This window comes from Streptomyces sp. NBC_00250 (genome assembly GCF_036192275.1).
Lineage (GTDB): Bacteria > Actinomycetota > Actinomycetes > Streptomycetales > Streptomycetaceae > Streptomyces.
This window is the reverse complement of record NZ_CP108088.1, coordinates 8,861,331-8,873,752: the sequence shown is the minus strand read 5'-3', so window position 1 is coordinate 8,873,752 and position 12,422 is coordinate 8,861,331. Positions and strand designations below refer to the sequence as shown.

Genomic DNA, 12,422 nt, shown 5'->3' with positions numbered 1-12,422 from the left:
CGGGATCTCGGCGTGCCGGCAGCTGGAACCGACCTGCCCGCCGCCACCGAGCCAACTGCGGGCTACACCTCACCAACCACAGCTGAATCACCGGGGCTAACGTTGGCCCATGCCCAACAAGCCCTCGCGGATCGAACTGAGCCCGCTCACCCTCGCCGACCAGGACGAGTTCTGCGCCCTCGCGCGAGCCAGCTCCGAGCTGCACATGCCGTGGATGCAACTGCCCGCGACCGCCGAGGAGTTCCAGGTCTGGATGCGTCGCTTTGACGACGGCGCAAACCAGGGCTTTCTGGTCCGCGTCCGGGAGACCGGCGTGGCCGCCGGGATGGTCAACATCAACTCGATCATCCGGGGCCGCTACCAGGGCGCGTCCCTCGGCTATGCGGCCTTCGCCCCGTCCGCAGGGTCCGGGTACATGACCGAAGGGCTCGTCGCCACCCTGCAGTACGCCTTCACCGATCTGCGGCTCCACCGGCTGGAGGCCAGCATTCAGCCGGCGAACAAGGCATCCCTGGCGTTGGTCCAGCGGCTGGGCTTCCGCTACGAAGGGGTCTCGCCCGCCTACCTCTACATCGACGGGGCTTGGCGGGACCACGAACGCTGGTCCATCACCGCACCACAGCCCTGGACTCCCGACCCTTCCCTTCCCCGGGTCTGAGTCCCGCCGATCTCGCCGCGTGCGGCCACAGGGCGGTGGTCAAGTCGCCCTGCACATAGCCCCCTTGAACCCGTCGGCGCGCGCCCGACTGTTTCGGCACATGGTCGAGATCTCTCTCCTGACGCATCGTTCACCTGTCGGCAGGCAACCCACACCCCTTGGTCGCCGTCCTCCGGAAGCAAGAGAGGCACCAGGGAAGCCGGGCGCCCGAGAGACCGGAAGCCCGGAAGCCCCGTCGGCGCGGTCCACCTGCGCTCCTCGGTGTCCGACGAGATCGATCGTGAGGATGACCGTTTTGATACGTGCTACACGCGGCGTGGCCACCGCCGCGGCGTTACTCGCGCTGGCGGCGGTGTCACCCGGGCCGGCGTACGCGCAGCAGTCACCGCCGTCTTCACCCCCGTCTTCACCGCCATCCCCAGCGTCGCCTTCAGCGCCGTCTTCCACGTCCCCGTCACCGGCTCCCGGAACCGCGCCGGCCGCGTCTTCCGGGAGCCGGGTCGGCACCCTCCAGCTCCCCCCGGGATGGAAGATCACCGGAGGTGGGGCCGGGCGCCAGCTGGTCTGGACGTCGCCCGAAGCCGTGCCCATGGGCGATGCCCGGGTCGAGTTCCACGCCGGCGACCGGCTGCTCGGCCGACCGATGGCTCAACAGGACGGCCGTTCCTTCCGGTTGCCCCTTCGTGACGTCCGGCTTGTCGAGGGGGCGCAGCTGCGGGTGACGGCTGCCGGGCGTCGACTCGACGCGCCCGGGCCCGCCCGCTCCGCGCGCATCGATCCCGCCGCCCCGGCCGCTCTTCCGGAGGCCCCGCTTCCCCCGAACCGGGTGGATCCCGGAGTGCCGGGTCGCTACCGGACCGTCAGCGGCGAGTACGGTCTGAAGTCCGTGCGGCTTCCCGGGTTCCCCGAGCCTGTCGAGATGCGTGCCACGGTCGTGGGACCGGCCGATGCGCCGGGGAAGCGGCCCGTAGCCCTTTTCCTGCACGGCCGCCACGAGACCTGTTACACCCCTGGGTCCGACGAGGCGACGGGCGCGTGGCCCTGCCCGGCGGGCTCTCGGCCGATACCGAGCCACGAGGGATACCTGCGGGCGCAGCGCCTCCTGGCCTCCCAGGGGTACGTGACGCTGTCGATAGCTGCCAACGGCATCAACGGCCAGGACTACCGTGCCGAGGACGGCGGCGCCCAGGCCCGTTCCTCCCTGATACGGCTGCACCTCGCCCGCTGGGCCGACTGGTCCTCGAACCGGGCCTCCGCTCCGGCCGCCGTACGCCGCGCCTCGGCCGCGGACCTGTCGCGCGTGCTGCTCGTCGGCCACTCCCGTGGTGGTGAGGGAGTCAACCGGGCCGCGGTCGACAGCCTCTCGCCGCCGCCCGCCGACCAGGACGGCTACCGGGGACCCGTACGGTGGAAGATCCGTGGCACCGTCCCGATAGGGCCCACGATCTTCGGCAACAACCCGGCCCCTGACGTGCCCTCCATGACCATTCTGCCCGGCTGTGACGGCGACGTGTACGACCTCCAGGGCCAGAACTTCGTCGACGGCACACGCGGTGTCAGCCGAGGCGCCGCCCTGCACAGCGCGGTCTACATGGTCGGCGCCAACCACAACTTCTTCAACAGCGAGTGGACCCCCGGGCAGGCGCAGGCGCCGGCCATGGACGACTTCTCGTCCGACGACGGGGTCGACCCGGTCTGCTCCGCCGGCACGAAGACCCGCCTCACCGCCACGCAACAGCAGGCCGCGGGCGCCACCTACATCGCGGCGGCCGCCCGGCTGTTCGTCGCCGGTGACGACCGGGTCCGTCCGCTCCTCGACGGCACCGGCCGCCGCGCCCCGTCGGCCGACCCCGCCCGGGCCCTCGCCCACGCCGTCGGTGCGCACCGCACGCCTGCCTTCGTGCCGGGCTCCTCGGTCACCGTGTCCGGCAGCGGCGGCAGGCTCTGCGCCCAAGTCGACCCGGATCCCGCCCGCGCGTGCCTGTCCCCCGAGGCGGGCGGCATGTCACCGCACTTCGCTTCCTGGGAGGCCTCTCCCGAACCGGGCCGTGACGCCGTCGCACTGGAGTGGGCGACCCCCGGATCCCCGGTCGCTCTGCGCTCGGCCCAGCCGGTCTCCCTCGCGGGTTCCGACGCGCTGGCGCTGCGGTTGATCGTCCCGCCCAACAGCACGGGCACCGAGCTGGACGTCGCCATGAGGGATTCCTCCGGGCGCCGCGTACACCTGGGCCGTACCCGTGTCGACGGGCTGCCGGGCAGTGAGCGGACCGCCTCGTATTGGGCACGCGAGGTCCGTGTGCCGCTGTCGGCCAGTGCCCGGTCCGGCGTGGACCTGAAGGCGATCACCGCGCTGGAACTGACCCCGCGCAGCGGTTCGGGCCGCGCGTGGCTGATGGACGCGTGGGGCTGGCGCCCCGGCACTCCGGCCGTACGAGCGGCCGATCTGGCACGCGTCGACATCGGGCGTCTGACCGTCGCTGAGGGCGACTCCGGGGTCCGCACCTATCGTGTACCGGTGCGGGTGTCCGGGCAGCGCAGCGGACAGGTCCGACTGTTCGTTCCCGCTCCGGACACGGGCGAGTTCACGTCCCGCACGGTGACGGTACGACCGGGTCGGCACGACATCGACGTACCGGTCGCGGTACGGGGCAACACCCGCTTCGGCTACGACGTCCCGCACGACGCGTTCGTCAAGGCCGTGCGTGGCACGGCGGTCGGCTCGCACCGGGGTGGTGTGACCGTGCTGAACGACGACGCCATGCCCACGGTGAGCGTGACGCCGGTCGCGGCCGATGTGACCGAAGGTTCCGCCCTGACCTGGCGGGTGACGCTGTCCGCGGCCGCCGACGCCGAGATCATGGGCGGCGTCGGCTTCCTGCCACCGGCCGGCGGTACGGAGCTGTCCACCGAGGACGTCGACCGGGCGTGGCTGGAGGAGCACCTCGGCGAGGTGCCCGCCACGGCTACGCCGCTCTCCCAGCTCGATCACGGGGGCCTGTACCTGGGCTTCTCCGTACCGGCCGGCGAGACGAGCGCGGAAGTGCGCGTGCCCACCGTCAAGGACGGTGTCAGTGAGACGGTGGAGTCCGTACACGCTCAGCTGACTACGTACGACGGCTCGTGGGAGCCCATCCCTGGGCCGGAGTTCATCGGAACAGTGCGGGACGCGTCGTAGCGTGACGCGCGTTGTGACGTGATGGGTGGCGTGACGTGATGAGTGGCGTGACGTGACGTCCCTTGCCGTGACATGACATGACATGACGGTGTCGGGGCCCCGATCCCATGGGGTCCCCGACTGCCGGAATCCGCGGCGCCCCACAGGGACTCGCCCTGCGCCCCTCAGCACCGCGCACCTCAGCCCTGCGCCCTCAGCCCTGCATCCTCCCTTGATCCGTACGCTCAATCGGTGTGATCACTCGTTCGTGACTTTCCCCCTGGTCGTGACCGACGGGCCGCGAGGCTGGCCCGTGGCGCGTGACCTGCGCCGTGTCGACGTGCTGTGAAGGGGGAGATGTCATGAGTCGGGAAGCGGGGCGCCGTGGAGGGCCCGGCGAGCAGGCTGTGCTGCTGGTGGCTGGGCTGGCCGATGTGGCCGCGGGCACGTTGGGGTCCGCGCTCGGGGTCGTACGGGGGCTGGCGCGGCGCTCGGACGCGGCGGAGTTGGTCGTCGAGGCCGAGCGGGATCTGACGGCGCGTGGGCGTCTTGTGCTGGATCGCTACGCCTCCGTGCCCCCGGCGCATCTGGAGGTGCTCGCCCGGCACGTGCTGGCCGGGCGGGTGGGCGACGGTGACTGAGCGCTGGGAGTCGGCCGCGTTCAAGGCCCGTGTCGACCAGGTGCTGCATCGCTTCGTCGCCGATGAGGCCGATCTGCTTGCGACGGTCGATCCGGCCCTTGGGTCGGTGGCCGAGCAGCTGGAGGCCGCCGTCGCCGTCGGCAAACGGTTACGGGCGGCTTTCTGCTACTGGGGCTGGCGCGCGGCGCGGCAGCCCGACAGCGACGCCTTGGTGCGGGCGGCGGCCTCCATGGAGCTGGTGCACGCGGCCGCCGTCGTCCACGACGACCTCATCGACGACAGTCCGCTGCGCCACGGGCGGCCCACCGCTCACGTGGCCCTCGGCGGTGTCGTACGGCACCATCCCCGGGCTGCGGACGCCGCACGGTCGTTGGCCATGCTCGTCGGCGATCTGCTCATGTCCCTCGCCGGGCAGCTCTTCGCCACCAGTGGTCTGCCCGCCGCCTATCTCGGCCGGGCCCGCCCGCTGTGGGCGGCGCTGGCCCGTGACCTGATCGCCGGCGAGTGTCTGGAGATCCTGCACACCGGTGCCGCCCCGGACACGGCGGCGTCGCTCAAGGTCATCCGCTACAAGACCGCCAAGTACACCGTCGAGCAGCCCCTGTTGATCGGTGGCGCCCTGGCCGGGGCCGGCGAGCGGCTGCGCGAGGGGTACAGCGCCTACGGGCTGCCGCTGGGCGAGGCCTTCCAGCTGCGGGACGATCTACTCGGCCTGTTCGGGGACACACGAAGCACGGGCAAGGCCAACGCCGACGACGTACGCGGCCATCGGCCGACCGCGCTCCTCGCGGAGACCTGGCGCATCGCCGGCTCCGGCGACCGCGAGCAGCTGCGCACCCTGCTCGGGCGGCACGACCTGGACGAAGACGGTCTGGAGGCCGTACGCGAGGTGATGCGGCGGCTCAGGACACCCGACCGGGTCGAGAGCATGATCGCCGCCCGGGTCGAGGAGGCGCTCGGTGCGCTCCACGAGCTGGACCTGCCTTCGCCTGCGGTCCATGCCTTGACCGGTCTCGCCCACTCGGCCGCGGTCCGTCTGTCCTGACCCGGCCCTTCCGGCGTGATCCGATCCGGTCTGAGTCGATCCGGCCTGAGTCGATCCGGCCTGAGTCGATCCAGCCTGATCCGACGTCCGCTCGCCTCGCCCCGCACCCTCCCGTCCAGCTGTCCCTCCCGTCCAGCTGTCCCTTCCGTCCAGCTGTCCCTTCCGCCCGTGGCCGTCACTTTCAAGGAGTCCTGCCGTGTCCGACACCGAGGCATCGATGAACGCCCTTCGACAGAGCGGCGACGAGCTCGCCGATGCCACCGTCGCCGCTCTCTTCGAACGCGGCGAGATGGGTACCTTCAACACGCTCATGCGCTTCTTCTCCACCGCAGGCGCTCCCGTGCCGGACGGGTTGCCCGATGTCGCCAGGGAGTATCTGGAGGCCACGAGCGCCCCACCGGCCTGGGTGGACTGGGACGAGATGGAGCGGGCCCGGCTGTTCTTCATCGACAACAACGTGCACATCGCCACCGCCCTGTCCTTCGCCTCCATGCCGGCCTGCTATCTCGTCCCCCACGTCGCGAAGCTGCTGTCGACGACCCACGGGCTGAACTACCCCTCCACGCGCATGGCGGCGACCGGCCAGTTCACCGTCTACCTGATGCAGCCCGATGCCTTCGAGGCCGGCAGCCGCTTCATCCCCGCCGCGCAGAAGGTCCGGCTGCTCCACGCCTCCATCCGTCACCACCTCAGGCGCGAGGACCGCTGGGACATCGGGGCGTCGGGGGTGCCGATCTGTCAGGAGGACATGATCGGCGGGCAGATGTTCTTCTCGCTGCTCGTGCTGGACAGCCTGCACCGTCTCGGCATCCACATGTCGGAGGAGGGGGCGGAGGCGTACTACTACGCCTGGCGTGTGGTCGGCTCGATGCTGGGGGTCGACCAGGACGCCGTCCCCAAGTCCCTCGACGAGGCACGCCGGTTCCTCGATCTGTACATGATCCGGCACATGGGGCCGTCCCCTGAGGGCGCCCACCTGACCCGGCAGCTCATCCGTCTCTACGAGGACATCGTGCCGGGGACGCTGTTCGACCCGGTCGTGCCCGCTCTCGTCCGGTATCTCGTCGGCGACACCTGCGCCGACTGGCTTGAGGTCCCGAGCACCCCGTGGGACACCGTCGTCAAGGCCGTGCCCCACCTCCTGGGCGTGCTGGAGAGCATCGAGGACCGTTCCCCGCTCGGCGCCTGGGCCCTCGACCGGCTCGGGCACCTCACCACGGTCTTCGAGCTGTCCTCGCTCACCCGTGGGCGCGTCATGCACTACGCCATTCCCGAAAACCTCAGGAAGGAGTACGGCGTCCCCGACGCACCCTCCCGTACCCGTCGCTGGACCCCGCCGGCCGCCACCGTCTCCCCGTGACCCGGGCGGCACCGACCGGCAGGGACCGGTACCAATGGGCAGGGTCCGGCACCGACCGGCATCGCTCGGCGGAGTCCGGCACCGCTCGGGTCCGCGGACGAGACGGGCTGCACCGGTGGTGGCGTGTCAGGGGAGGGCGGTCGCCAGGGCCAGTCGGGTGGCGCGCTGGATGCGGTAGGCGGTGAGGGCGTCGGCGACCTCGGTGGAGATCCGCTTCATTCACCCACTGCGTCCGTGAGTCGGCCTTGGCTCGGGCGTGCGCCTCCGCGGACAGTGGGAAGGGGAACGTCGGGTCGATGCTCGTCCGCTTGGGCTCGTGGAGCGTCCGATAGCTCTCCGAAGCAGCCGTGGACCGGCACGCTCAGGCCGTTGACCTTGATCCCGGTCTGAGTCTCCTGGGCCTCCTCCTCAGAGAAGGGGGTCCTGCCACGGGGGCACGTCGCCCGGTCGGTACCCGTGCAGGGCGGTGAGGCCGTCCTCGTCCAGAGGCGTCTCCTCGGGGCGCGGCGGCCTGGCCTCGCCGGCGGTCCTGTCGTAGCCGTGGGCCGCCGCGAAAGCACCAGGTCTGCCGTGGCCGGGTTGATCAGGATGCGGCCAAGGGCGGGCTCGTCCTGGTGACCGGGGCGAGGTTCCCGTTGCTGCTCTGCGCGGCCGCAGAGCCGGATAGGCGCGGCAGCCAGGCGAGTAAAGCTGCTGTCAGCGCCCCGGTCACGGCCGCCGCTCGGCGGAGTCGGGCGGAATGCATGGTGTGCTCCCTTGTCGTGGGGGGGGGCGGGTGTGCGGGGCGATGTTTCGGGCCGGATAGAGGCAGCGTTGGAGGCGGTGTTGGGGGCCGTGTTCGAGGCGGTGTCGGGGGCGGCGCGCGGGAGCTCTACCGCAACCTCTCTACCCGGCGGTAACCTTCGGGCCCGTCCGCAGCTTGGGGGAGTTGTCATGGGTACTGTCACGCGGTTCGATTCCTTCGCGGAGTTCGATCCCTTCGCAGAGCACGAGAGGACCCGTGCCGCATTGAGGGACGTGGTTCCGCGGCTGGTCCGACTGCTGCAAGGGGTCCGGGACATGGACGCGCCTTCCGGTGTCCCCGTGTGGACAGTGGGTGATGTCGGCGCCCACCTCGCGGGCGTGCACTTCGCCTACTCCGTCGGCTTCACCGACGAGTCCGTGGAGTGGGACGGCCTCCTGCCACCGGACGACGGCCGGTCGTTCGGCGAGCGGATCGCGGCCATGAACGCCACGTCCATCGGCCTCTTCAGCGGTGAGGAGCGTGCCGGTCTCGGCGACTTCGTCTCCGAGCGGAGCGAGATGTTCCTGCGGGTGACCGAAGGACTCTCACCGGACACCCCCGTCACCGCCCCTTGGCTCGGGAAGGAGTCTGCGCTCACGCTGGCGGCGGCGACCGGTCTGATGCTCAGCGAGACCCTCGTACACGGCCTCGACATCGCCCGCGGCGCCGGACTCCCCTGGCCGATCGGCCCCGAGGAGGCGAGCCTGGTGCTCGGGCAGTCGATGCCGACGCTGATGCCACTGGCCCTGGACACGGCGAAGGCGCGTGGCGTCGACATCGCCTTCGACCTCGCAATCAAGGGCGGTCCGCGGCTTGCGGTCGTCATCGACGACGGGACGGCGACGGTGACGCGGGACGCCCCGCCGCGCGCGTACGACTGCAGGATCACGGCGGCTCCGGTCGCATTCCTGCTGGTCTCCTTCCACCGCATGCCCATCTGGAAGGCGATCGCGCGCGGCCAGATGAGAGCGGGTGGTCGCAGGCCGTGGCTCGCCATGCGGCTCGGCGAGCTCATCGCCAGTCCCTGACCTGCCGGGCCTCCCTGATCCGCCGGGCCTGTCGGGCTGCCGCGCTTGCCTGGCCTGCCCGGCCTGCCCGAACCGTTCCCGTTGGCCGCCGCCGCGCCCAACGTCCACGCCAGGTAGACCGTCCAGGCTCCGCCCGTGCTCCAGGGAAGTCGGTCGGGGACGGAGCACCGACATCCGGGGGTCGGATCCGTATACGGAAGGGCATGGCGCGGCTCGCGAGCGCCGACCAGTAGCGGCCGTCGGTGGGGGCGTTGGACAGGACGAGGAAGATCGCGACCGTCGTGATCACGGTGGCCGCCGCTGTATGGCGGACGACGGTTCCGAGGGCCATCCCGGCGAGCGCGCACTCCGGGGCGAGCAGTGTGGAGGCGAGGAGCAGTCGCGACGGCCGCGAAGGCGACGGCCTTGGCCGCCATCAGCGAACGTCGGACCGGGACGACGGCGAACGTCGTACGGACCGTTCCCGTGTTGTGCTCCCCCACCATCGCGAGTGCGCCGACGGGCCGGAGCGCCGTGACCATGACCTGGTCGCATTCCCGGTGATGGCGATCTCCAGGGGGATGCCGTCCCGTATGAACTCGGGCCGGTTGCCGGGCCGGTTGTCGATTTCATCGGGACTCCCCTGCGAGGTACTGGGGGGCTCTCGCCGATCCATCCGCTGTCAGGCCGGTGACACGGTCAGACCGTCGCCGGGCGGGTCCACCGCCGCGCCCTCCGCCGCCAGGAGGTCCCGCAGGGTGACCGCCGCCGCCCGCGTGTTGACCTGCACGCTCCGGACGGATGCCTCGCGCGGAACTTCGCGAGGCTCTCCGCCGCGATCAACTCACCCCGGCCGATGACGATCAGCCGGTCGGCAGTGTGCTCCATCTCCGGCATCAGGTGGCTGGCGACGAATGCGGTGCGGCCCTCGGCGGCGAGGTGCCGGAACAGTTCGCGCACCCATTTCACGCCCTCAGGGTCGAGTCCGTTGAGCGGCTCGTCGAACAACAGCACTGGCGGGTCGCCGAGCAGGGGCGACTCGACGCCTAGCCGCGGTCTCACGCGGAGCAAGGATTCGCCGATGCGGCGCCGCGCCACGTCGACGAGACCGACCTCCTCCAGCACTTCCTTCACCCGCTGCTCCGGGATGCGGTTGCTGCACGCCGGCACGGACAGCTGCGCCAGCGCGCCGAGGCCGCCGTGCACGTCCTGGGCGGCGTCGTGGGCGTGCCGGTACCGCCCGCCCTCGCGCCAACCCTGACTGACGGGTTTGGAGCATGATCCAGGATTTACATGGAGGGAGCATGGGGTCTTCTGTGGAATGCGTAGCTCCGCAATAGTGGCGCGCACAGCGGAAGTTGGTTTCCGCATGACAGAAGTCCGCTATGGAGGAGTGCCCGTGCCGCACGCCGCCCCACCCGCTCCACCCGCGCCGTCCCTCGCGCGCCGCGCAGCCCGTCTGCTGCGCACCTCGCTGTTCGCGCAGGTCGCCTGCGCGCTCCTGCTCGGAGTCCTCGTCGGTCGGCTGTGGCCGGAGGCCGCAGCCGCCGCCCAGCCGCTCGGCGACGGATTCGTCCGTCTCATCAAGGCGATGATCGCCCCGCTCGTGTTCTGTGTGGTCGTCGCCGGGATCACGAAGGCTGGTGACCTCAAGGCCTTCGGCCGCATCGGGATCAAGGCCCTGATCTGGTTCGAGGTCGCGACGACCGTCGCCCTCGTCTTCGGTCTCCTCGCCGGAAACCTCGCCGGGCCCGGAACCGGGATGAACGTCGACCCGGCCACGCTCGACGCCTCCGCCGTCGACGAGAAGACCGGCGGTGGCGAGCTGCCCTCGACCTCCGAGTTCATCCTGCACTCGCTGCCCGACAGTGCGGTCGGCGCCTTCGCCGAGAACTCGCTGCTCCAAGTCCTCGTCCTGTCCTGCCTTGTCGGCGCGGCCCTGCTCCACCTCGGCCACACCAAGGTGCCGGCCATCCTGCCCGCCATCGAACAGGCGCAGGAAGTCGTCTTCGCCATCGTCGGTTTCATCATGAAGCTCGCCCCGCTCGCGGTCTTCGGTGCGACGGCGCATCTGGTCGGCGAATACGGACTCGGCGCGCTCTCCACGTACGGGAAGCTGATCGCCGTCTGTTACGGCGTCGCCCTGCTCTTCCTCCTCGCCCTGGCGGTCGCGCTCAAGGCGCTCACCGGGCTCAGCCTCTGGAAGTTCGTCCGCTACACGCGCGAGGAGATGCTCCTCGCGCTCGGTACGGCCTCCAGCGAGACCGTCATGCCCCGCATGATGCAGAAACTGCGAGCTGCCGGCTGCCGTGACGACGCGGTCGGGCTGGTGCTGCCCACGGGCTACTCGTTCAACCTGGACGGCGCCTCCATCTACCTGTCCGTCGGTACGCTCTTCATCGCCCAGGCGGTGGGCGTCGACCTGACCCTCGGCCAGCAGATCACCGTCGTCCTGGTCCTGATGCTGACCAGCAAGGGCATGGCCGGCGTCCCCGGCTCGGCGTTCCTCGCCCTCTCCGCGACGGCTTCTGCGCTCGGGGTCATCCCGGCCGGTGCCGTGGCCCTGCTGCTCGGTGTCGACCGGATCATGGACGCGATGCGCGTCGCGACGAACCTGCTCGGCAACTGCGTGGCCGTCTTCGTGGTCTCGCGCTGGGAGGGCGCGCTGGACCGGGTGACGGCCAAGAAGGTGCTGAACGGCGAGATCGCGTTCGTACCGGAGGCGACCGGCGAGACGGCGAAGGCCCCGGAGGCCGGGGAGACCCCGATGGCCGTGAAGGCCGGGAAGAACGTTGAGACCCCCGAGGCCGCTCCTGCGCCGGAAGCCAAGTCCCTTCAGGAATAGGCTGGTTGTCGGATCGAGACAGATGCGGGGCCCGGCCGGTGCGAGCCGGGCCCCGCATGCTGGGCATCGGCCGCTCGGTGGAAGCGTCAGGGCTTGGTGGAAGGATCAGGGCATGACTGATGATCCGTTGCTGGTGCGTGCTCGTGGGCTGTGGGAGACGTTGGCCGATGTGCCGGTGTCCTTCGCGTCGCTTGACGGTCCCGCCGTGGTCGTGTCACCGACCTCGGCGCTGTGTCCGCCGTCATGGGCCGGACTTGTGGTCCTCGGCGGCGCGGCGATCGTCACCGCTCCCACCGTGAGCGCCGCCGGAGTGCTGCGCCGTGCGCTGGCCTCGGTGCCGACCGACTCCCTCACGCGGCCGGAGAAGGTCCAGGCCGTACTGCCCGTCTCCGAGGTGCTCGGGCCGGCCACCTTGGCGTACCTCTCCGGGGCCGACTTCCGCCCCGCGCCTGCCGACGGCACTGTCGAGCACCTGGACCCCGGCCATCCCTCCCTGCAGGGCTTGTTGCGGTCGGCGGGTCCCGATGACGTGGCGGAGAGCGGCGTCGAGGAGATCACCTCTCCCGTGTTCGTCGTGCGCGAGGGTACGGAGGTGGTCGCAGCCGCGGGGTACCGCGCTTGGCCCGCCGAGACCGCGCACGTCTGTGTGCTGACCCATCCACAGTGGCGAGGCCGCCACCTTGCCCGGCAGGTTGCTTCCGCCGCCGTGGCACATGCCCTGACCGTGGGCCTCCTCCCCCAGTGGCGGGCCCGTCCGCCGGCCTCGCGCCGGGTCGCGCGGTCGCTCGGATTCCGGGAGCTCGGGAGTCAGTTGAGTTTCCGCCTGGATCTGGAGGCGGATCTGTAGGCGGATCTGGCGGATCTGGCGGATCTGGCGGATCTGGCGGATCTGAAGGCGGATGCAGATTCCGTCGGCGGCGCGCACGGG

9 protein-coding genes are annotated in these 12,422 nt (G+C 70.9%); 8 read left to right on the top strand and 1 reads right to left on the bottom strand.

From position 1 onward, the window contains the following. Positions 1–109: 109 nt before the first annotated feature. The 6 genes from OG259_RS39900 to OG259_RS39875 all read left to right on the top strand — a co-directional run bounded on the left by OG259_RS39900 (position 110) and on the right by OG259_RS39875 (position 8,670). Complete coding sequence (locus OG259_RS39900) at positions 110–658, top strand: GNAT family N-acetyltransferase (RefSeq protein WP_328946726.1); 549 nt, start codon at positions 110–112, stop codon at positions 656–658. A gap of 295 nt (positions 659–953) precedes the next feature. Further along, positions 954–3,833 (top strand): alpha/beta hydrolase family protein, encoded by a 2,880-nt coding sequence (locus OG259_RS39895; RefSeq protein ID WP_443052096.1) that lies wholly within the window; start codon positions 954–956, stop codon positions 3,831–3,833. Positions 3,834–4,174: 341 nt separating this feature from the next. After that, the gene (locus OG259_RS39890; protein WP_328946724.1) at positions 4,175–4,453 is read left to right on the top strand and encodes a polyprenyl synthetase; all 279 of its coding nucleotides are present in this window, start codon (positions 4,175–4,177) and stop codon (positions 4,451–4,453) included. Further along, positions 4,446–5,498, top strand: a complete 1,053-nt coding sequence (locus OG259_RS39885) for a polyprenyl synthetase family protein (protein WP_328946723.1) — start codon at positions 4,446–4,448, stop codon at positions 5,496–5,498. Before OG259_RS39890 ends, OG259_RS39885 begins: the two co-directional genes overlap by 8 nt. Before the next feature lie 196 nt (positions 5,499–5,694). Next, positions 5,695–6,858 carry an oxygenase MpaB family protein gene (locus OG259_RS39880; protein WP_328946722.1) on the top strand — a complete coding sequence of 388 codons (1,164 nt, stop codon included), beginning with the start codon at positions 5,695–5,697 and terminating at the stop codon, positions 6,856–6,858. A gap of 933 nt (positions 6,859–7,791) precedes the next feature. Continuing rightward, positions 7,792–8,670, top strand: a complete 879-nt coding sequence (locus OG259_RS39875) for a maleylpyruvate isomerase family mycothiol-dependent enzyme (protein WP_328946721.1) — start codon at positions 7,792–7,794, stop codon at positions 8,668–8,670. 678 nt (positions 8,671–9,348) lie between these two features. Here the strand turns inward: OG259_RS39875 and OG259_RS39870 are convergent. Next, positions 9,349–9,855 (bottom strand): hypothetical protein, encoded by a 507-nt coding sequence (locus tag OG259_RS39870; protein ID WP_443052095.1) that lies wholly within the window; start codon positions 9,853–9,855, stop codon positions 9,349–9,351. A gap of 253 nt (positions 9,856–10,108) precedes the next feature. On the opposite strand from OG259_RS39870, the gene OG259_RS39865 reads away from it, so the two are divergent. Further along, positions 10,109–11,494, top strand: a complete 1,386-nt coding sequence (locus OG259_RS39865; RefSeq protein WP_328947319.1) for a cation:dicarboxylate symporter family transporter — start codon at positions 10,109–10,111, stop codon at positions 11,492–11,494. A 112-nt stretch (positions 11,495–11,606) separates the two neighbouring features. Continuing rightward, complete coding sequence (locus tag OG259_RS39860) at positions 11,607–12,341, top strand: GNAT family N-acetyltransferase (protein ID WP_328946720.1); 735 nt, start codon at positions 11,607–11,609, stop codon at positions 12,339–12,341. Positions 12,342–12,422 lie beyond the last annotated feature (81 nt).